Here is a 26,168-nt window from a genome sequence, read left to right as displayed (position 1 = left end):
TTAACTGTCAGGGAAGTTATATTATAATAGCTATATAAATTGTGATTGGAGTGTTATTGGATGCAAACAAAAAAAGTTTTTCTATATGTATTTAATACAATGTCGGACTGGGAATATGGATATTTAATTGCTGAACTAAACTCAGGAAGATATTTCAAAAAAGATTTAGCACCTTTAAAAGTAATTACAGTAGGAGCTAATAAAGAAATGATTACTACTATGGGAGGACTGAGCATAAAACCAGATATTTCCCTTGATGAATGTACTCTTGAGAGTAAAGATCTTTTAATTTTACCAGGAGGGACTACTTGGAGCGAAGAAATTCATCAACCTATCTTGGAAAGAATTGGCCAAGCTCTAAAGATTGGCACTATTGTTGCTGCAATTTGTGGTGCAACTGATGCCCTAGCGAATATGGGATACTTGGATACTAGAAAGCATACAAGTAATAACTTAGAATATACTAAAATGGTATGTCCTAACTATAAAGGAGAAAAGTTTTATGAGTTGGGATCTGCGGTATCTGATGCGAATTTAGTTACTGCATCAGGAATAGCTCCTCTGGAATTTGCAAGGGAGGTACTGAAAAAAATAGATGTATTTACACCAGATGCATTACATTCATGGTATAACCTAAATAAGACTCATAAACCTGAATACTTCTTCCAGTTAATGAATTCAATAAAAAAATGAAATAATTAAAAAGCGCAATTTCTCTGTTTTGATTTGCAGAGAAATTGCGCTTTTTAATTTGGAATTCCCTTATCATTGTAAATCGGCATTTTCCTGACGCTCCCCCTATGTAACCTTCTACAGTAATCCTACTCCAACAATTCAATAAAGCGATGCTATAATGTCCGTTTATAGGTACATTTCATTAAGTAGAGAGTAATAAATCTATTTAGGTTTAATAATTTTGATACTGACAATATAACATACATAAAACCAAAAGTTGCATGTTATATTATTAGGCACAACAATATAAATAATACTATTTGTTTATTCCGTAAATAATGCTGATAAAAAAAGGTGAAAGGATTTTTAAAGATAAAAATAGAAATCTATATAAAAAAATATTTAAATGATAGGGATATTATGAAAATCGGTAAGTTTGGTGAAGTAAATAACATAAGTATTGATACAATTAGACATTATATGGATCTCAGTCTCATTATTCCTGAAAAAAAAGGAGGGCACTATTTTTTTGATGAGTATTGTCAAAGAGATTTAGAACTTATATTATATTACAAAGATTTAGGGTTTAGCTTGAATGAAATTAAAGAACTATTTTTTTATAAAAATTTAGCGAAATCTATGAATTACGAAAAAATTACCTTTTACCAATCTTTATTTAAACTAAAATATGACGAAATGGAACAGGAAATAGAACTTTTGGAGAAGAAACGGGATAAATTAAAGGAAGCGTTACATAATTTATCTATAGAAACTGAAATCTCGAGTTCAATTTTAGGGGTAGATTTAAAAGTACTTCATTTATTTAAATGTGTTAAGTGTAACGGAAATTTAATTCTTGAAGATGGGATTATTAATAAGAATCAAATTATTGAAGGAAAGTTAATTTGTAATTGTGGTGAAGAATACGCGATTATTTCAGGGGTTTTAACAGCTGGTAACTCGTTGAAAGCGTATGAAAAGACATCACTTGAAGATTCTATTTCGGATTATATCCATGAAACCGATACTGCTTTTTTGGAAAATGTTCAAAGAGGAGGAGAATGGTCAAAAAAGAAACTAATGCAACTAGATTTAAATGAAAAAATACTACTTGATTTAGGGTCTGGTATTGGGTTCTTTTTACGAAATATTTATGAAGAACTACCGGAAGATTGTTTATATATTGCTGTTGATCGAGATTTGAATAAAATTTTAGCAAATAAGTTTAATTTAGAAATTCATTCAAAAGATTATAGTGTTTAACGTAACTTAAAAAGCGCAGGATTCTAATCCTGCGCTTTTCTATCGTAATTCAGCTGTTTTTCTAATAACGATCTTATCAATTTCATCTTCTTCATCACCAATAAATAATCCTCGTTCTTTTAAATATGCTTCAAAATATAAATCTGCTTCAGCGCGTTCGTCATATGGCTTTACAGAGAGAACGAAACCTAATTTGTTTTGTTCCTCTAGATGAGAAGTGGAAATGTATGCCGGTACATTGTGGCGTAAAAAGAGTTCTTTAACCGGAATAATCATATCTTTCATTAATTTCGTTAGCATACCCATTTCAAACTCGAAATTAAAGCGATCTATACTAGATAAATCAGCGAATACTACACCGATAAAACCTGTATTAAATACTTCTTGATATTCTACATCTTCGTCATGGCCGCCGTAAAAATTCTTTTCGATTAAATAATTGACAAAATAAGCAACGCCATCACTTTGTTCAAATGGTTTCGTTGAAAGAACAAAGCCAATTTTCTTTTGTTTATGTAAATACACACATGACATGTATGCTGAAATGTTATGTTCTTTAAATAAAGCACTTGTTGCTCCAGAGAGACCATCTAATACGTGATGAACAATTTGAAGTTTTTTACGAGCGAAATAATAGGATTTCTTTTGTAACTCCAATGTATCAATAAAGACAGAGCCGATAAAGCCTGTATTTGAAATAATAGGTGCTTGCTTTTTTCTTCCTCTGCGCTTTAATGGAGCCATTGTTAAAATCATCCCTTCATGTACGTTTAAAATAAAAAGAACGTTTGTTCGTATGTTTATATTTTACTATTAAAACGCTATAAAGTAAAGGGTTTTTGACGAAAAAAACAACAAAAAAGACACCTGTAAAGGGTGCCTTAAACGCTGTAGGGAAGAGGGTTCATCCCTACAATTTATATTATGATACAGAAACAATCTCTTCTGTATCTTCTACATCTAAATGACAGTCCATAGTACGAACATCTTGATCTTCATGACTTCCGAAATAAATAGTAATTTTCATATGTATCGCTCCTTTATTCTAGGAATACCTAAAATAATTACTAGTAATGTTAATATTTATTATATACCACTTTTTTCATTCCGACAACGTTATATCATTTTTAATTCTTTCAGAGCGTATAGAGTGATTTATAGAGATATTTTTATAGAAATAGTTACATTTCGTATATGTTATATTTAATACTGAACGATTTGAATACGAATTTTTATGAAAGGAGAAAAAAGAATGAATTATAAACAGTTATTAATAGATAACTTCACATATAAAATGTCATATATTGCGCGTCATGTACATGGAATGAATGTAAAAGAAACGAAGGACTACATTGCTGTAGATTGTGGTTTACCTGCAGATACATTTAATATCATTACTTTACTAAACAATGATGTAACGGAAGACATTGAGAAATTATATAAAGTGATAAACAACTATAATAAAAAGAAGTTTCCAATGTGTGTTTGGTTTTGGGATAATAGCTATGAATAGGCTATAAAAAACGAATTAATAAAACTTGGCTTAAAAGAAGCAGAACAAAATATTGCGATGGTAGCAGACTTAAAGACAATTCAACCAACAATAAAAATGCCAGAAGGTTTTATGATACAAAGAGCATCTTCGTTAGGACAAATTAAAAAGTTTGGGGAAACGTTAGCTAATCTATTTGGTACATCAGAGGAAGGTATACATGTGCAAACATTTTATAATGAAACTGCTTCTTTCGATTTATGGAATAGTGAAAATATGAAACTATATTTAGGGATTTTTAAAGATGAAGTTGTATCTGTTGGTTCATTAGTATGTACAAAAGATAGTATTGGTATTTATGATATAGCAACTAAAGAAAAAATGCGAGGGCAAGGATTTGGCTCCACTATGTTTAATTACTTGCTGCAAGAAGCAAAACAATTGAAAGTTGCTCAATGCGTATTACAAGCTTCACCTGATGGGATTAATATTTATAAAAAGGCTGGTTTTCAATCTGTTGGACAAATGACTGTATTTGAAAATCGACATTTAATTGAATAAATTATTCGATCCAAATTGCTTTCATGTAGGAGTTAATACATCATTATGAAAAAGATATATATCATTACAATCATTTGCACCATTATATTACTAGGTACTTTCGTTTTACATAAAGTAGATGAACGTAAGTACACGAAAGCTATTAATCAAGCAAATCATATAAAAAACATTGCACATAGAGGCGCTTCTGCGTATGCGCCGGAACATACAATAGCAGCGTATAAATTAGGACAACAATTAAAAGGAGATTATATAGAAATTGATCTTCAAATGACAAAAGACGGACATTTAGTAGCTATGCATGATGAAACAGTAAACCGCACTACAAATGGTACGGGTCTAGTTAAGGAACATACATTAGAAGAAATAAAGAAACTTAATGCAGGTTCTTTTTTCAATGAAAAGCATCCAAGTTTAGCAAAGAAAGACTTTGAAGATGCTAAAGTCCCAACACTAGAAGAAATTATTGAAACGTTCGGGAATGGTGCAAACTATTATATTGAAACAAAATCACCAGATGAATACGCTGGTATGGAAGAGAAGCTATTAGAAATTATAAAGCACTACGAAATAAGTGATAACGTTATTATTCAATCATTTAGTGGAGAAAGTCTGCAAAAAATTCATAGTTTAGATGTTACTTTACCGCTAGTACAATTACTACCTTACAAAAAGGCAGTTCAATTAACTGAATTAGAGATAAAAAAGTATAAAACATACTGCATCGGTCTTGGGATGAACTATAAATATATTGATTCCGCTTATGTAAAGAGAATAAAGAAACACGGATTAGAAGTTCATCCATTTACTGTAGATAATGAAAAAGATATGAAAAAGTTACTTTTATGGGGCGTTGATGGGATGTTTACGAATTACCCGGATCGTTTACATTCGTTATTACAATCTTAAACTATAATGGTGTAATTATCACTGAATCAATAAAACAAGTACCCACAAGTATACAAAGATGGTTTTTGGTCCAAATGGTAACATCATTGAATGCATAAAGCCGATATTGAAATGAAATTTGAAAAAGAATCCAATACTGTTATTGGATTCTTCTTATTTAGCGCTAAGTGACTAACTTAAAGCAATACGATCTTGAATTTATAAATAAAATATTACATTGAGTATGATTTTTCATAATAATCATCAGAAAGTAACGAAAATGTAATGAAGTTTAACTACGCTTTTTATATTTTTTTGATACACTGGCTACGAGAGGAATACCGATTAATGTAGGTAAAAACCAAAACCATATAGGCGGCAATAAATTAATTAAGGGAATATGAATACCGACATTTACTAAAAGTGCAGTAACAGCACCGATATAAGAGCCTAACATACCTCTAATATGGTGATGGAGCCAATTTTTCCAACGTTTTTTTCGTGCAAGGTATCCATAAATCGCAAATGAATAAGAGAAGATTGCTACATAAAATAAATATGCGATTTTATCCCAGTTTATAATGGATAATATAATGGCAGTAACGGTGATAACGACATAGGATGCGTGATATATTTCACCCCATTCCGTATGTTTACCTTTCTTCTTTTGAGCAACCATCGCTATTATCCCAGTTATTAAACCTATCGTTCCAAATAATATGTGGATGGTTAAAAGAATGTTGAAAATGCTCATCATAATTCCTCCCTTTTTATTTTTATAGTATTGCAGCATAGGAGAAAAGTTGAAACATATTGTTTATTCACTTTAATATATTGAAGTAAAGGTACTTCAAGAACAAGTTTAAACGGACAAATTTTTCTTGAGTTTAGTGAGACACGTATTACGTGAAATGAAGGAGAGACTTCCATGTTTACATCTATTACATATTTACAATCGGGCAATGACAAGCAACAAAAAATATATGATGTTTTGAATAGCCTAAACATAATGGAGGATTTAGCTTTATATAATCCCGTTCTTTGCGGGACAATCCCGATAAGAATTGATACTCCTCAATCTGACTTAGATATTGTAATGGAAGTATATAACTTTGATGTTTTTGAGCAGGAAATGAGATCTTTATATGGTTCTTATAGAGGGTTCAATATAAAAAAGAAAAAAATGAAAGGTACTGAATCGATAAAGGTGAATTTTGAATTCGAAGGTTTTGAATTTGAATTATTTGCTCAACCTAAGCCAGTGCGTAATCAAAATGCATATAGACATATGATAGTGGAGCACATGTTATTAATGCAGCATCCCCATATAAGGGAAGAAGTTATTCACTTAAAGGAACAAGGTTTAAAAACAGAACCTGCTTTTGCTCAAGTATTAAATATTGACGGAGATCCTTATGAAGAACTTATTTTATTAGGGCAGGAAATGAAATTGTGGTAAATAAGATACATAAAAAAATCCTCCAAAAACAAAAGAGGATTTTTTTTATGCCGTTAACTTCCGAATTAATTCACTGAGCAATTTAATTCCGTTAGTCATTTGTTCTGGAGTAGCATATCCATATGATAAACGAATGTACTGATCTGATTCTTCTTCATAAATACGTCCCGGATTTAAAAGAATTCCTTTTGATAGTGCCTCTGAAAATAGTTTTTTCATCGGAATGTTATGTACAACCTTTAGCCATATAAAAAATCCACCACTAGGAATATCCCATGATGCAATATCTGCACAATATTTATTTAAAGCTCGTATCATTATTTGTCTTCGTTCTTTCAGGTGCATTCTTACGTTTGCTACATGTTCTTCATAAAAACCTTCATTTATCCATTCAGCAGCTACTCTTTGAGATAAAGAGCTGGATCCATAGTCTGTTTGCATTTTTATATCTGACAATCTATCAATAACAGGTTCTGGTCCGATTATCCATCCAATTCTAAGTCCTGGGCTAAGTGTTTTAGAGAGACTACCAATATATAATACATGTCCATGTTTATCCATCGACTTTAAAGGAGCTGGAGGTGATTCATCAAGCCATAACTCTCGGTAAATATCATCCTCGATGATAGGCAATTGCTCTTTTTCACATATTTTTAATATTTCTTTTCTTCGCTCTTTGGACATCAATATCCCCGTTGGATTTTGAAAACAAGGGATTGAATATAAAATATTATTCTTTTGACTATATTTAATTCGTTTTAATAAGTCGTTAGGTAAAATACCGTGGTGATCCATTGATATACCGGATAAATTTATATTTGCTGATTGAAAAACATGAAGTGAATATAAGTAAGAAGGTTGTTCAAGTAAAACAGTTGATTTTCTATGTAAAAGACCAATTGATATTAATTGTAATGCTTGGAGTGCACCAGAGACTATTAATATAGAACCCGGTGATGCATGTATTCCAAATGATTTTACGTATTTGCTTATTGCTTCACGTAACGGATAAAAACCTTTTTGTTCTTCGTATCCGAAATAATCTAATTCCTCACTGACGTTTTTAATTATAGATTGCATAGTTTCGAGCGGGAAAAGGTGCGGTGCAAGTTCACCTTTACTAAGATGGATAAGCGTTTTATTTGCTTCTGCTTCATTTATTTCTCGCACCATTAACTTACTTGGTTTATGAATACCGGCCTTTACATATTCACTCCAATCGGGCGGGGGATTAGTTGCTAATAATGACCATGTATTATTTGTTACAATTGTTCCTGCTCCGATTTGTCCTTGAATTAAACCATCTGCCATAAGTTCATCTAGCGCATTTATTACAGTACTTCGATTTACATGAAATAATTTTGCTAACTGCCGCTGACTAGGGATTTTACTTCCAATTGGCCATTCTCCGTTTTCAATTTTTTCTTTCATATAGTCTATTATCTGCCGATATTTGGGCACTTTTTTATCGGTTGTCATATAAAAAACTCCTTCGTTTATTTAAAAGATTCAAAGTGGTTGGTTTTTCCGATAAATAACTGGTTGAAGACATTGTATCAACTATTAAATATGATGAAAAGAAATAATTGGTAATTTAAAAATGGTTGGTTTTTTAGGGAAGGAGAGAAAATATGCATAATAAAAAATGGGATTTACGCATTATATGTGCTCACGCTTTTACAATTCTTATATGGGGAACTGCTTTTCCAGCAATTCGTATGGGGCTTGAATCTTATACGCCGGAACACCTTACTTTACTACGCTTATTAATCGCTTCATTTATACTTTTGTTATTTTCATTTATATACAAACTACGATTACCGGATTTAAAGGATATCCCAGCAATTTTTATATTTGGTGCTTTAGGGTTTACTATTTATCACATCGCATTAAACTACGGCGAAAAAACAGTAAATGCTGGATCTGCAAGTTTAATAATTTCAGTCACTCCAATAGTGACGGCAATTCTTGCTTCTGTTTTTTTGAATGACAAAATGAAATTAAATGGTTGGCTTGGTGGTGTAATTAGTTTTGCAGGAATTGCCTTAATTTCATTTAGCCAGGGCGATGCTATTCAATTGAATAGCGGGGGATTATTTATATTATTAGCGGCGATTTCAGAAAGTCTATTTTTCGTTTTCCAAACATCTTACTTAAAAAAATACGGTTTCTTACCATTTACCATATATACAATTTTGTCTAGTACTGTATGTATGCTTATTTTCTTACCCGGAGTTTATCAAGAAGTACTAGCAGCTCCTCTTGAAGTTAACTTGAGCGTTATATATTTAGGTGTCTTTCCAACAGTACTCCCGTATATTGCATTGGCCTATATTATATCTCGTGCTGGTGCTTCTGAAGCAACAAGTTCTCTATATTTAACGCCAATAACTGCGTGTTTCATTGCTTGGATATGGTTAGGAGAAGTGCCAACTTTAGTTTCGATAATTGGCGGAGGAATTACTATACTTGGAATTGTGATTGCTCATATACCAGTATTAAGAAAAGAAAAACATAGGAATTTAGCAAATAATCAATCCGTATAATGTAATTCAATAATAATTTTATGATACTTTTTTATATAGTTTCTTTCTTATGTTGATAAATATAATATTTTGTATTTCAGTTAAATATTGTATGTTATATTTTATGTAGTAAGCATTTTAAAAGGAGCTGACAACATAATGAATGGAAAAAGAAAAATTTTCACATGTATTTCTATTGTAGGAATCGGACTAGCTAGTTTTTCTAATTCTAGTTTCGCAGCAAGTGTAACGGACAATTCAATACAAAATTCTATTCCCGTAGTTAATCAACAAGTAGCTGCTGCAAAGGAGATGAAACCATTTCCCCAGCAAGTTAATTATGCAGGTGTTATAAAACCGAATCATGTTACACAGGAAAGTTTAAATGCTTCTGTAAGAAGTTACTACGATAATTGGAAAAAGAAATATTTGAAAAATGATTTATCTTCTTTACCTGGTGGTTATTATGTAAAAGGAGAGATTACAGGTGATGCTGATGGGTTTAAGCCACTTGGAACTTCAGAAGGTCAAGGGTATGGGATGATAATTACAGTATTAATGGCTGGTTATGATTCGAATGCTCAAAAAATCTATGACGGTTTATTTAAAACAGCAAGAACTTTTAAAAGTTCTCAAAATCCTAATTTAATGGGATGGGTTGTCGCAGATAGTAAAAAAGCACAAGGTCATTTTGATTCTGCTACTGATGGAGATTTAGATATTGCGTATTCTCTTCTTCTTGCTCATAAGCAGTGGGGATCTAATGGAACAGTTAATTATTTGAAAGAAGCACAAGACATGATTACAAAAGGTATTAAAGCTAGTAATGTTACAAATAATAACCGACTAAATTTAGGAGATTGGGATTCTAAAAGTTCACTTGATACGAGACCATCTGATTGGATGATGTCACACCTTAGAGCATTTTATGAATTTACAGGTGATAAAACTTGGCTTACTGTTATTAATAATTTGTACGATGTTTATACGCAATTTAGTAATAAGTACTCTCCAAATACAGGACTTATTTCAGATTTCGTTGTAAAAAACCCACCACAACCCGCACCTAAAGACTTCTTAGATGAGTCAGAATATACAAATGCATATTATTACAATGCTAGTCGGGTACCATTGAGAATTGTAATGGACTATGCGATGTACGGCGAGAAAAGAAGTAAAGTCATTTCTGATAAAGTCTCTTCATGGATTCAAAATAAAACGAATGGAAATCCTTCTAAAATTGTGGATGGTTATCAATTAAACGGATCCAATATTGGTAGTTATTCAACTGCTGTATTTGTTTCACCGTTTATTGCTGCAAGTATAACGAGTAGCAATAATCAAAAGTGGGTAAATAGCGGTTGGGATTGGATGAAGAATAAGAAAGAAAGTTATTTTAGTGATAGTTATAATTTATTAACTATGTTATTTATTACAGGAAATTGGTGGAAACCTGTACCTGATGATAAAAAAATACAAAATCAAATAAATGATGCAATTTATGAAGGATACGATAATTAATTAAATTTGAGAATGGTTACTTAAGAAAGGAATTAGCATAGGCTAGTTCCTTTTTAATATTTTGTAAAACATTATCCATCCTAAAATTCGCATAGATATACTTGCTTTTTTCATATACATAGTTATTGATGACTCTATGTTTTTATGAGGGGAGAGTATTTCTTGGAAAAAGTATTATTTTTCGGAGACCCAGGTATTGATGACTCATTTGCCATTATGTATGGTTTACTGCATCCCGAAATTGAAATTGTCGGTATTGTAACCGGATACGGAAATGTTGAGCATATACATGCTGCACATAATGCAGCTTATATTTTACAGTTAGCAAATAGACAAGATATTCCTGTCATTAGTGGTGCAACAAAACCACTTACAGAAGAAATTACTACGTACTACCCTGAAATTCACGGAGCAGAAGGATTAGGGCCCATCCATGTTCCAGAAAATGTATTATCTATTCCAATATATAATTTCGGCAGTATTGCTGCGATTCTTATAAAGTACGGAAAAGATTTAACGATTGTTGATGTAGGAAGATCTACCTCGTTAGCAATTGCTTTTAATTTATGGAATAATTTAATGCTAAATGTAAAAGGAATCTATTTCATGGGTGGTGTTTTTTTAGAAGTAGGAAACGTTACGCCATTAGCAGAGGCAAACGTGTATGGAGATCCGATAGCAAGTAAAATTGTTTTCCATCAAGCAAAGAATTTATTCATATTCCCTTTAAATGTAACAAACAAAGCTGTGTTAACACCGAATGTATTTAACTATATTCAAGCTAATACAAAGAATCCATTTCATATGATAATGAAACCAATGTATGATTACTATCTATCCGCATACCAAAAACTTAATCCATCTATGGAAGGACCTTTGCTACATGATGTGGTTGCAATAAGCGGATTAGTAAATCCAAGTTTTTTTGAATTTGTGCATCGTACAGTATATGTAGATACATACGGAGATACGAAAGGACAAACATTTGCTGATTTTCGCCCTAGCTCTATATCTGATGGAGCCCATATAGCACTAGAAATAGATGAACAAAAATTCATTCAAGATTTTATAAAAATCATGTTATAAGTTGTTGTCGAAAAAGGGAATTATTTCGCTACGTTGAATATAAACATACATCCTCTATATAAGGGAGCTTACAATATTGAATGTCCAGTTAAAGGTTGTTACGAGAGAAAATTGGGAAGCAGCATTAAAGCTACAAGTTAAAGGAAATCAGTTGAAATTTGTGCCATCCGTAGCAGTTTCGCTTGCTAAAGTATATATAAAACCAGATGGTGACAATGTAGAGTACATACCATTCGCTATATACGATGGTGACCTTATGGTTGGTTTTGTTATGCATGCTGTTGTAATAGAGACATCGGATATGTATTGGATTAACGGATTTATTATTGATCAATCGCAACAAGGTAATGGTTATGGAAAAGCAGCATTACAAGAAAGTATTAATATAATAAAAAATACTTTTAAATCGTGTAAAGAAATAAGATTAACCGTACATAAAGATAATCTCTCTGCAAAGAAATTATATGAACGATATGGTTTCATATCATTAGGACAGGAGTATGATGGTGAGCAAGTATACCGTTTATTTGTTTAACTATTAAGAAGTAAAGGTGTGAAATGAAATATGCAATTTACTGAAGTGAAAATTGAAGTGTTCATTCCTGAAGAATATATTGAAACATTAAGGGATGAATTAAATAAAATTGGAGCATGTAAAACGGGCGAATATGACCATTGTCTTTCCTATAGTTCAGTGAAAGGATATTGGAGACCTTTAGACGAGGCATCTCCTTTTAATGGAGAAATTGGGCGAATATGCGAAGGGCAAGAATGTAAAGTTGAAATAAAGTGTAAACGAGAACTTGTAAAAGATGCTCTTGAAGTTATTAATGATATTCATCCGTATGAAACACCTATGATTTATATAATACCAATACTAAATGACTATTTTGAGCAACTATACATTGAATAACTAGGAGGGATATCAATTGAAAAGTAAATTCCATCATATTGTACGAGCAGTCATGATAAAAGATGAAAAATTATTAGTTGCTGAATATATTGGCCATCATTATTTTTTACCTGGTGGCCATATTGAAATTGGAGAATCAGCAGAGAATGCATTAATAAGAGAGTTAAGAGAAGAACTTGGAGTAAACTGTAGTATACAACAATTTTTAGGAGTCATAGAAAATCAATGGCAAGATAAAGAAGTGCTTCATCATGAAATTAATCACATTTTTGAAGTAGAGTCACAAGATTTACATACGGACTTAACACCGAAATCTAGCGAGTCTCATTTAGCATTTCACTGGATAGATTATAATAAAGAAGCCTTAAATCATTATGAAATCATGCCAATGCCTTTAGTGAAGGAATTACTAGAAAGAAAGTTAAGTGATGAACTACTAAATTGTTGGATTAGTAATTTTTAAATCACTTTATTTATAGTAAATATGTCCATCAAATGAATATAAAGAAAATAGGCTAAAAAACAAGGTACATTACCTAGTGTAAGTTCATATTTTGTTGATGTACGTATTTAGTCTATAGTCTTGTTTCTACTTTGTTTACAAGAATTTATTAACTTTAATATTTGGACGGAATTTACATTTATAAATGGAGGGTTTCATAATGAATCAGTTTCAACAAGAACTACAATCATTAAACCTTAATGATTATCAAACTGGCAATGTTGTGTATTGGGATCAACAACAAAATCAATATCCATATTATTACATTCAAGGCGATGTACGTCGTTGCGGCGGATGCGGAGGTTGTGGTGGACGCTGCGGTGGTTGCGGCGGCAGATGTGGCGGATGTGTAGGCTGCGCTGGATGTTTTGGTTGCTTTAATTGCTGGAACTGGTGGATTATTTAAGTATAGAACATCAAAGCTATTTTACTTGAAAGAAAGGTGTGAAAATTATTTTGCACTTTTCTTTCATGCTGTAATTTTGATGTGTATTAAGGGGGATTTATTTGTATACATATGATAAGTTGATTTCTTGGGTAGAGGATATAAAAGAAAAAAATCATAGTTCTGCTACAGCACTTTGTATTATAAAAGATAATAAAATCGTACTAGAGCATTATAGTGGTTATCACTCAAATACATCTACAAGCAAGAAAGTAACAGCATCTTCACAATTTAACGTTGCTTCTGCTAGAAAAAGTTATTTAGGATTAATGATAGCGTATGCGCTTTATGAGGGGAAAATAAATTCTATTGATGATGAAGCGATAAAATATTTTAAAAACTTTGATCCCGCATTGCTTGGTAAAACGACGATAAGACATTTAGTAACACATTCGCACGGATTAGAAGAAACGAATGACAGGACAATTTTTCGTGAATTTGAACCGGGACAATCATGGGCGTATAGAGATATTAATGTAAGAATGATGACACGTCTTATTTATCAGCTATATAACAAAAGTTTTCCTGAATTGTTAAAGGAGCGTGTTTTTAAGCCTGCTAATTTTCAAGAAACAGGTTGGAGAGTTCAGCGAGATGAAAATTTAGTTGACGTTGTTAATAATCCAAATGAAGACGCAATTAGTGAAATTGGTACGGTAGATGACGGTACTGAAAAAAATTTGTTTGTCTCAACTAGAGAATTTGCGCAGTGGGGCAATCTTCATTTAAATCAAGGTAGGATAGATGATAAACAAATTGTTCCAAAAGAAGTTATAAAAATCGCTACGAGTTTGCAGAGTCCAACATATATAAACAAAGAGCTACCACAAAATGGATTGTTTTGGTTCATCCAAAATGAGCCTGCGCGATTAAGCGAACTTGGTGAACGTGTTCCAAAAGGGGCTTATCAAATATTAGGGATTACTGGACCGACCATTTTAGTAATACCTGAATATAATGTAGTTGTTGCAAAAATGTATAACAAAAGATATAACTACGGCGGTGATAATTACTTATATTATTTACGTGAATTTAGTAATTTAGTCGCTGATACATTTAGTAACGGTAATAGGGCATAATTACTCCTATAACAAAAAGGAGTGATTGAAAGTGAAAGATAAAGTGAACAAAAATAAAAAACAAAATATAAAAGATGTAAATACAGAGCAAAATGCGATTTATAGCGATCCTAAAGATGCAGCTAATATGCAAACTGTACCGCAGCCGAAGGATTTTGATGAAATCGAATATTAATTTTTCATCCGACTATATGATGAATGAAAAATACGTCTTAAGTCTCATCACATATAAGAAATTATTTGATAACATATATACATAAGCATTTGAAAATGGCTTATCTTAACAAAGCTTTCTTTAGAAACATCTGATATAACCTGCAAAAGGCACTTCTTTATGAAGTGTCTTTTTGTGTATATGAACTTAATTACCATTTTCCGTACAGTATCTTGCAATTTACGATGGATATACTAACTGTGAAAATTCATGTCAAGATAAAAGAAGGGGACAGTTAGTATGAAACAAACTTCTATAAATCCGTTACTAATTGTTCTAGGTACAATCATTGTTCAAATTGGCCTTGGAACAATTTATACATGGAGTTTATTTAATCAACCCCTTGTAAGTAAGTTTGGATGGAATCTCAATTCAGTAGCGATAACTTTCTCTATAACAAGTTTTTCTTTATCATTCTCAACTTTATTTGCAGCAAAGTTACAGAAAAAATTAGGACTTCGGAAACTTATTGCTACTGCAGGAATTGTTTTAGGACTCGGCTTAATACTTAGTTCACAAGTTTCTTCCTTACCACTATTATATTTATTAGCTGGTGTCGTTGTTGGTTATGCGGATGGAACAGCTTATATTACATCACTATCTAATTTAATTAAATGGTTTCCAAATCGGAAAGGGCTTATTTCAGGTATATCTGTATCAGCGTATGGAATGGGCAGCTTAATCTTTAGATATATAAACGGAAATCTTATCGATAACCTTGGTGTATCACAAGCATTCTTATATTGGGGTATTATCGTGTTACTTTTAGTGTTAATCGGATCGTTCTTCTTACGTGAGGCAATTGTAAGTAATGCTGTAACTGAAACATTACACAATGACTATACTCCGCGTGAAATGATGCGAACGAAACAAGTATATCTGCTATTTTTTATGTTATTCACCTCGTGTATGGGTGGTTTGTATTTAATCAGTATGGTAAAAGATATCGGCGTACAACTTGTTGGACTTAGCGCAGCAACCGCTGCAAACGCCGTTGCTATGATTGCGATCTTTAATACAGTAGGTAGAATCATTCTTGGGACGTTATCAGATAAAATCGGCCGAATGAAAATTGTCTCTGCAACGTTTATTATTATAGGTTTGTCAGTCTTTACTTTAAGTTTTATTCCGCTAAATTACGGAATCTATTTTGCTTGTGTAGCAAGTGTCGCCTTTTGCTTCGGCGGTAATATAACTATATTCCCAGCTATTGTCGGAGATTTTTTTGGATTAAAAAACCATAGTACAAATTACGGGATTGTCTACCAAGGTTTTGGATTTGGTGCGCTTGCAGGATCATTTATTGGAGCGATACTTGGGGGATTTCAACCAACTTTCATTATAATCGGTATTTTAAGTGTTATTTCCTTCATTATTTCAATATTAATCCGTCCACCAAATGTAGAAAAGAAAAAGGAACTAAAACATTTACATCGGAAAGTAGCTTAATTTTAAAAAGAGTCCTCATGTTAGGGCTCTTTTTAGTATAGAGAGAATAGAGTTATTTAATTTAAAATGAAATGATTTGAGAAGCAATAAAGTTGTTTATTTCTTGATGAACTAAGTAGCAGATACGTAGAATATTCATATTGATAACACTTCTGAGTCATTATTTAAAGTAGCTACGATTACATTGGCTAATGGAGCTGACAATATCTCAATTTATATACCAATGTTCGCTAGTCAATCCTTGGAAGCAAATATCGTTACATTAATGATCTTTTTTTCCATGATAGCGATATGGTGTTTTATTAGCTACAAATTAATAAGAGCTCCTATTCTAGCTAAAGTACTTGAGAAAAATTGTTATATTATTGTTCTAATTAGTTTAGGAATGTTCATTCTTTTTCGCAGTGATACAATTGAATTATTGTACTAATATGTTGAAACTTGAATTAAAAAGAATCAAACGCGGTAAAAAGCCATACTACAGATAAAATGTAGTACGGTTTTTTAAAATTTTAGTGAAATGAAACAGTGCACTACGACTATTGAGTTAGACAGGATATTACGATTATTAAATTGAATAGATACTTTAAAAGGAGCGTGATAATTAAAATGAAAATAGTACAGCAGTGGGTACAAGAAGATAGTGATTACATAAGAGAGAAAGTAATTGAATACAATCAAAAATGTCTCGCAGATGAAGAAAAAACACCTTCAGAAAAGGTTAGTTTCATAGTAAAAAATGAAAAAGAAGAAATAGTAGGCGGAATAACTGCAATTACATTTTGGCACCACGTACATGTTGATTTCCTGTGGGTTTCTGAAGAATATAGACACGAAGGTTATGGAACCAAGTTAATAAAACTTATTGAAGAATTTGCAATTGAAAAAGGGTGTAGGTTAATTAATTTAGATACTTTTAGTTTCCAAGCTCCTGATTTTTATAAGAAACATGGATATAAAGTAATTGGAGTAAGTGAAGATCACCCGAAAGGACATAATCATTATTATTTAGAAAAACGGCTAAAAAGTATATAGAATTTGTTAACATTAGTATTTGGAATACACATGCAATAAGGGCGAGGTTATTATTAATTTCAGTATTAATTGGATCAATTTTTATTCTAAAACTGCAAGAACGTACTTTGGATAATCTTCCTAAGGTACGTTCTTTTTTTATATCAGTAGCCTATTCTTATTAACTCCACCAATAGTGGTAAAGGCAAGACTTAACTAACTTATATATATTAAAAGGAGTTAATGGTAGAATGAATAGAAGACAGAAAATTCCTTTTATTAAAAATAGAGGAGGTACATATGAAAAAAGTTAATGTTACATACGCGATTTTGTACGATAAAACTAATGAAAAGATTTTAATGGTAAAAAACAAAGGGGAAAATGGTTCTTATTATACATTACCAGGTGGCGCAGTTAAATTAGGAGAAACATTGGAAGAAGCAGTAATTCGAGAAGTAAAAGAAGAAACAGGGTTACATATAAACGTAAAAGGGATTTGTTCTATCAGCGAAGCCTTTTTCGAGGAAAGAGATCATCATGCAATTTTCTTTAATTTTCTAGGTGAAATAATTGGCGGAGAGACATATATATCAAGGCCAAAAGAAATTGAAGAGATTACTTGGATGGAATTACATATAGCAGCTCCATATTTACGCATACCAGAACATTTACTAGATTTATTACAAAATAAAGAAACAGTACCTTATTTTTTTAACGGAACAATCGTTCATCAATCTTCATAAAAATATTATCTCATGTAAGGCGGGGAAAACATGGAGTTTATCGTTAATCACAAACAATTCACTCAAGCACTTTCAGAAGTCAACAAAGCAATATCAACAAAATCTTTAATTCCTATATTATCTGGTATAAAAATAACTGCAGATCAATCTGGAATTACTTTAATTGCAAGTAACTCGAATATTTTTATTGAAAAATTCATTCCTGTTTTAATTGAAGACGAAAAGATTGCAACTATTTTAAAGGCAGGAACTATTGTTGTACCTGCAAAGTATTTCATTGAAATAATAAAGAAAATGCCAAGTGATATAGCAATAAAAAGTAAGAATGAGCAAATTATTAAGATACAATCAGAAGAAATCACATTAAGTTTAAATGGATTTCCTGCAGATGAGTTTCCGAATGTACCACTTATAGACAATCATGCAGAAATCAAAGTAGAGACAGAGCAATTGATTGAAGTATTTAAACAAACAGTTTTTGCGGTAGCAAAAAATGAATCTAGACCTGTTCTTACTGGGGTGCATATAGAGTTATCTAATAATAAGTTAATTTGTGCTGCAACTGACTCACATAGACTAGCGATACGTGAAGCGCTACTTTCCTCAGATGTAAAAGCAAATTGTATTGTACCAAGCGCAACCATTAATGAACTTCTAAAATTAATGAACAGCAATTCGGAATTCGTATATATCTACCTTTCGGAGAGTCATATTATATTTACGTTTGGAACAACTACATTATATTCAAGACTAATTGAAGGGAAATATCCTAATATTTCTAACCTTATCCCAAATGATTTTAAAACGATTATTAACGTAGATAGAAAAAAGATATTACAAGGTGTAGACCGATCAAGTTTATTAGCAAGTGAATGGGCCAATAACAATGTTAACTTAGAAATCATAAACGAATCCACAATTAAAATTTCTTCAAACGCTTCTCAAATTGGGCAAATATCCGAAACGCAACAAATAGATGCAATTCAAGGTGAAAAACAATTAAATATATCTTTCGATGGGCATTTTATGGTTGATGCTTTACGAGCAATAAAAGAAGAAACGATTACTTTAAGCTTTGGCGGTTCTATGAGACCGATATTGATTGAAGCAGGAGAACAATCTGCAGCAGTACATCTTATATCGCCAGTAAGAGCTTATTAAGGATAGAGGAAGGGATTAATAGACAAAGCAGCAATGGTAATCTGAAATACAAAGCAAAATAATAATAACCTCAATATAAAAGCCATAGATTAATCGATATGGGGTGAGTATGATGAAGAAAATAATTGTTTTACTCATTGGTATAGTTTTAATTACTTTTGCTTTTTATCAATACAATAAAAAAGACTATGCAGCTAAAAGTACTGACTTGTATGTAGAAAACTTTAAAGGGGAAAATGATTCAATAAAAATACAATCTGCTATTAATAAAGCAGAATCTAGTAAAATTAAAACGGTATTACTTGATGATAAGAAGTATAAAATTACGTCACCAATCATTGTTAAAAAAGGTGTGAAATTATTATTTGGTTATGGATCCCAATTTGTAGTTGAGGGAAACTTTAGAGTTCTAGAACTGGAGAAAAACGCATCCATTGAAGGAGCGTATATAGCTATTGACGATCCTAAATTTAACTCTGAAGTTATTTATTTAGACGGTAAAAATAAATATTATAACACTTGGAACAAAACACAAATAAAAGATATAAATATTATCAATTGGACGGAAACGAATAAAGGTACCGGAATTTCTTTATACTCTGCTGGAAAAGAAAATGAAATTTCGTTTGTTAACTTCGAAAACATTAAAATTGTAGGAATGGAAACCGGACTAAAATTAGTAGCAAAAAAACCGAGCACCGGACAAGCTTGGATAAATGCCAATCGTTTTATGAACTTTTCTTTAGAAGACTGTGTGAATATGATTTATATGGATAGTCAAGTAACTACGCCAAATGAAATTAGTGGGAATCAATTTACAAATCTTCAAATACAGCCTTCAAATAAAACAAAAAGCATTATAAAAGTAAGTGGTCAGTATAATGAATTTCATGGAATGGTGTGGGACTTACAGAAAATCAGTCACGAAAACGAACTCATTGAACTAACTGATAAAAGTATGAATACAGTGATTGAAATGTCCAGTGTACCAGCAAATAGAATTTTAGATAGCGGGAAATCAAATATAGTGAAATAAGTTTAAATACAGAAAAAGAGCGAATTCCTTATAAGAGAGTTCGCTTTTTTTCTATTTATAATTAAATTTCTCTCCACCAAGCTGTTAAAGGATAGTTTGTAGATTTTAACGTAATAGATTCGCCAATTTGAGGCGTTGTAATTTTAACTCCTAAACGGTTAGCTTCTTTCGTAACACGTTCTATCGGATCACTCCATTCGTGTAATGCTAACGTAAAAGCACCCCAATGAATCGGAAGAAGTAATTCTCCTTTAACATCAATATGAGCTTGTACCGTTTCTTCAGGCAACATATGAATAGCAGACCACCTCGGATCATATTGCCCGCATTCCATTAATGTAAGATCGAATGGACCGTATTTATCACCAATTTCCTTAAAGTGAGGGGCATAACCGCTATCACCACTAAAGAAAATTTTAGTCTCTTGACCAAGAATAAGCCATGAACACCATAATGAACGATCTCTATCTGTCATACCACGTCCAGAGAAATGCCTTGCAGGCGCACATACTAACTTAATATTATCAAACGTAATTTCGTCCCACCAATTATGCTCACTAATTTTACTAGGTGAAACACCCCATTTAATAAGATATTGTGCAACTCCAGTTGGAACATAAAAGTGTTTTGCGCGATTTTTTAACTGCATAATACTTTTGTAATTCAAATGATCATAGTGATTATGAGAAATGATAATCGCATCAATTTCTTGAAGGTCATCACGTTCTAAAGAAAAAGTACCACTATAGCGTTTACTATTAAACAAAGGAAATGGGGAAGAGGCATCTCCAAACATAGGGTCTAATAATAGTTTTTTACCTTCTATTTTCAAAAGAGAAGCAGAATGGCCAAACCATGTAACACTCTCTAACGATTCATTATCTTTATTTGATAAAACGATAGGCAAATTCTTTATAGGACGCAGCTTTGATTTCATTTTTAAGTAATCAGTCATTAAACCTATAATATCTTTCGGTTTAAAACTTACATCAGTATCGATTTGATTTATATATTTCTTTTTCATTCGTTCTCCTTTTTACGTTTAACAATATACGTATGTTGTTATTGTAGCTATTTGTAGTTTAAACGAAATCATTTTACCTTTCACCTTAAATGCAGTACATTTCATAAATTTGTCAAATTCATTATTTGTATATATAAAATGTAAATCCTACAGCAGCTAAGACAAATATTAAGTACATGTAAATTGTTTTTATTTAGTAAATTCCTTCTTATACGTAACAAAGAACATATGTTTCGTTGTATGTTATAGAAGAAAATATATCTCTAATAAAAGAAAGGAAGGAGAGGACGTAAGTGCAAATAGAGAGAAAAAAGAACTCAAAATGTAAACTATCAAAATCGGAAATCATTCATTTGTATGCAGAAGGGAAGAGCACCTCAGAAATCGCCATGCTTGCTAATGTGTCTGCAAGGTATATTCGTATGGTTTTATCAGACAATAACGTACCAAGGCGCGCTATAGGGAGTTGGAAGAGAAAGTATGACATAACAGAAGATTATTTTAAAACGTGGTCAAACAATATGGCTTATATTTTAGGGTTTATAGCAGCAGATGTTGTTATACAGAAAGAAAATCAATGTGTCAGTATATCTCAAAAAGAAAATTACATTTTAGAAGATATAAAACAAGAACTAAACACCAACCAGCCACTATATCTAAATAAAAAAACAAACGTATATATGCTAAATATTAATAGCAAAGTAATAAAAGACGATCTAATGAATATTCACGGAATCATGCCATGTAAATCTTTTAACATTGAATTTCCTTTAGTACCAGAAGAATATTTGCATCATTTTGTTCGTGGGTATTTTGATGGGGATGGTTACGTCAAGTATGAAACTTATACAGTAAGCTTTGTAGGAGGATCATATAACTTTATGAATTCTTTAAATCAGGTACTACAAAATCACAATTTAACTTCCTATTTAATAAATCAAAATACACATTATCGTGTCATTTTATCTGGAAGAAAATCAATACAATTATTTTCAAAGTGGATTTATAAAGATAAAGGTATTTATTTGCATAGAAAATATGAAGTGTTTCAGAAAGAAAGTCTGAGTTTAGATCAATTACAAGATCGAAAATTAAAACAAACTCAAACTGCCGTTAAACAAAGAAAACAAAATTTCCTTGAAGAATATATGAAAAATAAATGTAATGCTACAACTTGTTCAAATTTAGAAATAAGCGAATCGGCTTTCAAACGTTGGCTAAAAAATGATAATCAATTTAAAAGAGATTATGAAAAGATTAATTTAACAATGTCCACTAGCGATAACTGAATATAAAATCCTAAAAAACCTTAGAATAGGTATGAAGATAGTTATTCTAAGGTTTTTAATTTTTAAATCATAAAGGATTCTTAATTTTATTGATTGAATATAGTAAATACATAGATTTTACAATTGTCTTGATAAAAAAGGAGAGAGACACCTTGCAAAAGAAATTTATCAATCCAGAAACAATGCCACCAACTTTTGGATATTCACATGTAGTTGAAGTTAGTAACGCTAAACGAACAATTTACATATCTGGACAAGTAGCAATCAATACTGATGGTCAAATAGTTGGTGTTGGTGATATAGCTATACAAACGCGACAAGTATTCGAAAACATTAAAAGTGCATTAGATACTTTAGAATTACAATTTAATGATGTAATAAAATTAACATTTTTCTTAACAGATATTTCTCAAATGGCCACTGTTAGAGATATACGAGATCAATACATTGACACTAATAATCCACCAGCAAGTTCAGCTGTAGAAGTTAGAAAGTTAATTAACGATAACTTATTAATTGAAATCGAAGCAATTGCTGTAGCAAACTAATTTTAAGAACTTATTCGTAATCATATCAATGCAATTCGTTTAATGCGTTCAGTTAAAACGAATTGCATTTTTTATTGTCTTAAATATAATTTATATCTGGAGACATTTTCATCAACAACTTATAAAACAAACAACTAAACAATCCATCACACAGAATGATTAAAAAGAACGAGGGGAGGCTAATCACAAAACTAACTTACCTATAATAAGTTTATTATTTAAAGTTAGTTAACATAATATATATTATAGGCAGTTATAGAAACGAAGCAATAACAGGTATCAAAACCCAAGTAAACTATACTTAATGAGACGAAACGGAGATTTTTGGTGAGATTTACATTAAATCTTATCTAAACAAATTTCTTCAGTTTTTATCGTTTTTATTTGTTATAAATTCATCACAGCAAATCTTAATCAATAATCGCTTAAGATTTAACGAATTAAAAACATTTTTGATTGGCAAGAAATTTTTATACAGAAAAATTATTTCTATACAAAATATAAATTAATAATTTTATTTTATGTTTTACTTAATGAATTAATTGCTATTTGCACATGTTTTACAACTTTACATTATTTGTTGTTATTTCTGTTATTTAGGCTTGACTTTCATTACACTCATTGTTTTTTATTCTAGTTAACATAACGCTTATTTTTAACATAAAAAAATCCTCCTCACCTTCAGGAAGATTTTTTGTTTGCTATTATTTTATTTATATCTTCTAGTAACAATCCCAATTGTAAATGACATTGGAAAAATCTAGATTTAACAAATCTTCCTTACGTATAAAGAAATTAGCAACCCCAGAATCGCCCCACATAATATTTAATGAATCGTCTGTATCGATTTGCATCAATAATATGTCATGTTGCTGGTATTTTTCTTCCCATTCCCTTGGATCTGTCTGTGTGAAAAATGGATAACCACCAATTTTATGTCCTTGATCCTTACATAAATCATCATACAGTTCGCCTAATTCTGTATTATTTTCTTCATCAACAATTTCTTCCCAATCAATGTTATCATTAAAAATCATTTCAAATCGATAATCTCTTGGTGTTACTGGTTGATATGCCAACTCAAACTTTAGTTTTGCTGCTTTGGGTATGATAAAATTCTCTAAATCTAAAGTGTTTAAATAACTAAAATCAGTAATCACCTTAGTTAAATCCGCTGTGATTGTAGAATGATAAACAATTCGAAAGTCTTTTTGGCTTGTGGGATGATCAAAATCTGCTCCAAAAAGATCTTCTTCAGCACTTATGAAAAACTGTAACATTCCATGTTGAGGCATATGTTCAATGTTTGGTATTTCTTCAAGGTTTAACTGCGCAAGTAGCATCATAGGTTGTCCGTTTGAGTCTTTAGGATGCTCTTGATCTATAGGTAAATACGGATATCCACCAAACTTACTTTCAAAAAGCGTTGTCTCTGCTAATGTTCCAGACACTTTAACATACGGTTTCACACTTTCTTCTAAAATACTACGATACTGTTCTAGTTCTTTCGGAATTTGAAGTTGATACGTATTCTTCACTATATTTGCCTCCTTTTAGTAATGAATTGAAAATGCCTAACTTAATTATATAGTAAGCGATAGCTTAATTGAAAATCGTTAAAAATCCATTTTTACCCTCATTTTTTGCGCGCTTGGTGGACAAAGTAGATTATGTTCTAATACCTTTTTATTAATAGTTCGAATTAAATCCGCTGCTTCTGCAGTATTTGTATTTTCTTTTAGCTTTTCTTTTAAATCATCAATTTCTTTTGAAAGCTCAATCCACCTAGGTAAAACATGATTATTTGCTAAAGTTCTATAAAGTTGCTTTTCAGGATTGTACGAAAGATCTTTATCAAGATTAAGAGGTTTCCCTTTACCAGGTAAATGATCAAAAGCTCCTTTCTGTTCTGCTTGTTTAACGATAGAACTAATATGATCCTCATACGTATAAGACCAAACTTTCTCATCTTTTACTAAAATCTCTTGTTTTTTTAGTTTTTTATCTAGTTCTTCTTGATTCATAGATTCTCTCTCCTTTTTATTTTCTAATGCCCTTAATCCATCGAATAGCTTTTCTCGCCACCATACGCTATCATGTCCACCTTGAAACTCTTCGTAAGTGGTTTGGTATTTCTTTGCTTCTAAAGCTTTATATAGCCGTCTATTAGCCGTTAAAAGAGGTTCGTTTTCGAGTTCACCTACTGCTATGTAAGAATGTAGATGAGTCGCATTAGAATTTATTGATGAAATTTGATTTTCAATCCAAGGAATTGTATTTTCATAATTATCCTTTTTCCAATGTACGGATCCAGACATTGACAACACATTTCCGAAAATATGTGGATTTTGAAGTGCTGCATAAAAAGCTGCTAAGCCACCAAGACTGAAACCAGCAATTGTTGTATGATTCTTTTCTTGATAAACGTGATACTTAGCTTGAATCCACGGAAGTAATTCCTTCGTTAAAAATGCATTCATTTTATCGTTATAAGTTAGCTCTTCTAATCGATCGACAGGATCTATAGCAACAGCAATGCAAGATGGGATTTCTTTTTCGTAAATTAAATAATTAAGTGTTTTTTCAATTAAAAGGCTCTGAATGAATTCCCATCAAATACAATGAGAAGTTCTTGAAGATGTGGAGTGTGAGAATAATCATGAGGCGTATAAATATGAATTTTACGTGTGTTATTTAAAATCGAACTATGAAAAGAATATGTTTCAACTCTCCCAGATGGATAATGATTTGAAGGGAAACGACTGCTATACTGCATGTCCATACTTATTTTTAACACAGACGCTTTATTGGTACCTTCTCCAAATGTATTTTTATTAAATAGGTCTAATCGATACTGTTCACTACGCTTTATCCAATTATTTTCGAAAAAATCATTTACTGTAAAATAATAAGTTGAAATAAAACTCTTATTTGTTCTAAACGTAACATACCAAATATCTGTCTGTAACAATCGTTGTAATTGATTTACAGACAGATCCCAACCAGGAAAACTACCGAATACATAAACATTTTCAGTATTTTGATTGCCTAACCATATATACGTTATAAGTTTATACTGATTATCTATAGGGCATAGTTCTATTAGTAGTGTATGATTTGATTTCATGCAAAAAAGTATAAAGAGCTTTTTCGTTTCCATTCTTTAATTGATTTTTAAGCTGCTCTAACTTATGACTAATGATCGAAGTCACCTCTCTTCCTCTTTTGTAGTACTCTATATGTAGTTTTTTCATTAGAATCCCTATATAAAAGTAGTCGT

The 26,168-nt window shown here is 31.4% G+C and carries 25 protein-coding genes and 4 pseudogenes; 22 read left to right on the top strand and 7 right to left on the bottom strand.

Annotated features, from left to right (window positions below; all coding sequences use genetic code 11):
* Positions 1–60: 60 nt before the first annotated feature.
* Both ACTFP3_RS21085 and ACTFP3_RS21080 read left to right on the top strand, forming a co-directional pair.
* Positions 61–693 carry a type 1 glutamine amidotransferase family protein gene (locus ACTFP3_RS21085; protein WP_001193598.1) on the top strand — a complete coding sequence of 211 codons (633 nt, stop codon included), beginning with the start codon at positions 61–63 and terminating at the stop codon, positions 691–693.
* Positions 694–1,095: 402 nt separating this feature from the next.
* Positions 1,096–1,911: pseudogene (locus tag ACTFP3_RS21080) on the top strand (MerR family transcriptional regulator); the annotation flags it as partial.
* Between the two features lie 66 nt (positions 1,912–1,977).
* Here the strand turns inward: ACTFP3_RS21080 and ACTFP3_RS21075 are convergent.
* Complete coding sequence (locus ACTFP3_RS21075) at positions 1,978–2,682, bottom strand: hypothetical protein (RefSeq protein WP_000035356.1); 705 nt, start codon at positions 2,680–2,682, stop codon at positions 1,978–1,980.
* A 508-nt stretch (positions 2,683–3,190) separates the two neighbouring features.
* Between ACTFP3_RS21075 and ACTFP3_RS21070 the strand changes: the two are divergent.
* A pseudogene (locus ACTFP3_RS21070) lies at positions 3,191–3,991 on the top strand (GNAT family N-acetyltransferase).
* Between the two features lie 45 nt (positions 3,992–4,036).
* Positions 4,037–4,900 (top strand): glycerophosphodiester phosphodiesterase, encoded by an 864-nt coding sequence (locus ACTFP3_RS21065; protein WP_440011139.1) that lies wholly within the window; start codon positions 4,037–4,039, stop codon positions 4,898–4,900.
* Between the two features lie 271 nt (positions 4,901–5,171).
* Here ACTFP3_RS21065 and ACTFP3_RS21060 read toward each other — a convergent pair whose 3' ends face one another.
* Positions 5,172–5,633, bottom strand: a complete 462-nt coding sequence (locus ACTFP3_RS21060; protein ID WP_440011137.1) for a DUF2306 domain-containing protein — start codon at positions 5,631–5,633, stop codon at positions 5,172–5,174.
* A 174-nt stretch (positions 5,634–5,807) separates the two neighbouring features.
* On the opposite strand from ACTFP3_RS21060, the gene ACTFP3_RS21055 reads away from it, so the two are divergent.
* Positions 5,808–6,338: a DUF4269 domain-containing protein gene (locus ACTFP3_RS21055; protein ID WP_000495169.1), complete on the top strand. Its 531-nt coding sequence runs from the start codon at positions 5,808–5,810 to the stop codon at positions 6,336–6,338.
* Between the two features lie 45 nt (positions 6,339–6,383).
* Here ACTFP3_RS21055 and norG read toward each other — a convergent pair whose 3' ends face one another.
* Positions 6,384–7,817: an efflux pump transcription regulator NorG gene (gene norG, locus ACTFP3_RS21050; protein WP_326304305.1), complete on the bottom strand. Its 1,434-nt coding sequence runs from the start codon at positions 7,815–7,817 to the stop codon at positions 6,384–6,386.
* A gap of 152 nt (positions 7,818–7,969) precedes the next feature.
* Here norG and ACTFP3_RS21045 point away from each other — a divergent pair, with 152 nt between their 5' ends.
* From ACTFP3_RS21045 to ACTFP3_RS20975, 15 genes and pseudogenes are all read left to right on the top strand, one after another.
* Positions 7,970–8,884, top strand: a complete 915-nt coding sequence (locus ACTFP3_RS21045) for a DMT family transporter (protein ID WP_023522095.1) — start codon at positions 7,970–7,972, stop codon at positions 8,882–8,884.
* Positions 8,885–9,022: 138 nt separating this feature from the next.
* Positions 9,023–10,384 carry a glycosyl hydrolase family 8 gene (locus tag ACTFP3_RS21040; protein WP_071740716.1) on the top strand — a complete coding sequence of 454 codons (1,362 nt, stop codon included), beginning with the start codon at positions 9,023–9,025 and terminating at the stop codon, positions 10,382–10,384.
* 162 nt (positions 10,385–10,546) lie between these two features.
* Positions 10,547–11,470: a nucleoside hydrolase gene (locus ACTFP3_RS21035; protein WP_440011135.1), complete on the top strand. Its 924-nt coding sequence runs from the start codon at positions 10,547–10,549 to the stop codon at positions 11,468–11,470.
* Between the two features lie 76 nt (positions 11,471–11,546).
* Positions 11,547–12,005, top strand: a complete 459-nt coding sequence (locus tag ACTFP3_RS21030; protein WP_440011133.1) for a GNAT family N-acetyltransferase — start codon at positions 11,547–11,549, stop codon at positions 12,003–12,005.
* A 30-nt stretch (positions 12,006–12,035) separates the two neighbouring features.
* Positions 12,036–12,383, top strand: a complete 348-nt coding sequence (cutA, locus tag ACTFP3_RS21025; RefSeq protein WP_001160789.1) for a divalent cation tolerance protein CutA — start codon at positions 12,036–12,038, stop codon at positions 12,381–12,383.
* Positions 12,384–12,399: 16 nt separating this feature from the next.
* Positions 12,400–12,846, top strand: a complete 447-nt coding sequence (locus tag ACTFP3_RS21020; protein WP_000836823.1) for an NUDIX domain-containing protein — start codon at positions 12,400–12,402, stop codon at positions 12,844–12,846.
* 199 nt (positions 12,847–13,045) lie between these two features.
* Positions 13,046–13,291, top strand: a complete 246-nt coding sequence (locus ACTFP3_RS21015; protein WP_001071385.1) for a heterocycloanthracin/sonorensin family bacteriocin — start codon at positions 13,046–13,048, stop codon at positions 13,289–13,291.
* 101 nt (positions 13,292–13,392) lie between these two features.
* Positions 13,393–14,409, top strand: coding sequence for a serine hydrolase domain-containing protein (locus ACTFP3_RS21010; RefSeq protein WP_440011130.1), 1,017 nt, complete (start codon positions 13,393–13,395; stop codon positions 14,407–14,409).
* 31 nt (positions 14,410–14,440) lie between these two features.
* Positions 14,441–14,584, top strand: coding sequence for a hypothetical protein (locus ACTFP3_RS21005; protein WP_000653680.1), 144 nt, complete (start codon positions 14,441–14,443; stop codon positions 14,582–14,584).
* A gap of 279 nt (positions 14,585–14,863) precedes the next feature.
* Entirely contained in the window at positions 14,864–16,072 is a 1,209-nt protein-coding gene (locus ACTFP3_RS21000) for an L-lactate MFS transporter (RefSeq protein ID WP_006929696.1), read from the top strand.
* Between the two features lie 139 nt (positions 16,073–16,211).
* Positions 16,212–16,502 (top strand): annotated as a pseudogene (locus tag ACTFP3_RS20995) (cadmium resistance transporter); the annotation flags it as partial.
* 179 nt (positions 16,503–16,681) lie between these two features.
* Positions 16,682–17,107, top strand: a complete 426-nt coding sequence (locus tag ACTFP3_RS20990; RefSeq protein WP_326037015.1) for a GNAT family N-acetyltransferase — start codon at positions 16,682–16,684, stop codon at positions 17,105–17,107.
* 279 nt (positions 17,108–17,386) lie between these two features.
* Positions 17,387–17,830, top strand: a complete 444-nt coding sequence (locus ACTFP3_RS20985) for an NUDIX hydrolase (RefSeq protein WP_163093327.1) — start codon at positions 17,387–17,389, stop codon at positions 17,828–17,830.
* Positions 17,831–17,860: 30 nt separating this feature from the next.
* Entirely contained in the window at positions 17,861–18,991 is a 1,131-nt protein-coding gene (gene dnaN, locus ACTFP3_RS20980) for a DNA polymerase III subunit beta (RefSeq protein WP_440011127.1), read from the top strand.
* A 112-nt stretch (positions 18,992–19,103) separates the two neighbouring features.
* Positions 19,104–20,027: a hypothetical protein gene (locus tag ACTFP3_RS20975; RefSeq protein WP_440011125.1), complete on the top strand. Its 924-nt coding sequence runs from the start codon at positions 19,104–19,106 to the stop codon at positions 20,025–20,027.
* Positions 20,028–20,088: 61 nt separating this feature from the next.
* Here ACTFP3_RS20975 and ACTFP3_RS20970 read toward each other — a convergent pair whose 3' ends face one another.
* The gene (locus ACTFP3_RS20970; RefSeq protein ID WP_326037013.1) at positions 20,089–21,051 is read right to left on the bottom strand and encodes an MBL fold metallo-hydrolase; all 963 of its coding nucleotides are present in this window, start codon (positions 21,049–21,051) and stop codon (positions 20,089–20,091) included.
* A 293-nt stretch (positions 21,052–21,344) separates the two neighbouring features.
* On the opposite strand from ACTFP3_RS20970, the gene ACTFP3_RS20965 reads away from it, so the two are divergent.
* Together ACTFP3_RS20965 and ACTFP3_RS20960 are read left to right on the top strand one after the other, a co-directional pair.
* Positions 21,345–22,340 (top strand): LAGLIDADG family homing endonuclease, encoded by a 996-nt coding sequence (locus ACTFP3_RS20965; RefSeq protein ID WP_440011123.1) that lies wholly within the window; start codon positions 21,345–21,347, stop codon positions 22,338–22,340.
* 152 nt (positions 22,341–22,492) lie between these two features.
* Complete coding sequence (locus ACTFP3_RS20960) at positions 22,493–22,888, top strand: RidA family protein (protein ID WP_001169711.1); 396 nt, start codon at positions 22,493–22,495, stop codon at positions 22,886–22,888.
* Between the two features lie 722 nt (positions 22,889–23,610).
* On the opposite strand, the gene ACTFP3_RS20955 is transcribed toward ACTFP3_RS20960, so the two are convergent.
* From ACTFP3_RS20955 to ACTFP3_RS20945, 3 genes and pseudogenes are all read right to left on the bottom strand, one after another.
* Positions 23,611–24,426, bottom strand: coding sequence for a YwqG family protein (locus ACTFP3_RS20955; RefSeq protein ID WP_000799803.1), 816 nt, complete (start codon positions 24,424–24,426; stop codon positions 23,611–23,613).
* 78 nt (positions 24,427–24,504) lie between these two features.
* Positions 24,505–24,912 (bottom strand): J-domain-containing protein, encoded by a 408-nt coding sequence (locus ACTFP3_RS20950; protein ID WP_002204774.1) that lies wholly within the window; start codon positions 24,910–24,912, stop codon positions 24,505–24,507.
* Between the two features lie 12 nt (positions 24,913–24,924).
* Positions 24,925–26,100, bottom strand: a pseudogene (locus ACTFP3_RS20945) (alpha/beta hydrolase-fold protein); the annotation flags it as partial.
* Between the last annotated feature and the right edge of the window lie 68 nt (positions 26,101–26,168).

It is taken from the genome of Bacillus cereus group sp. MYBK5-2, from assembly GCF_051915685.1.
Lineage (GTDB): Bacteria > Bacillota > Bacilli > Bacillales > Bacillaceae_G > Bacillus_A > Bacillus_A cereus.
Note: the sequence above shows the minus strand (reverse complement) of the source record. Positions and strands in the feature narration are given on the sequence as shown.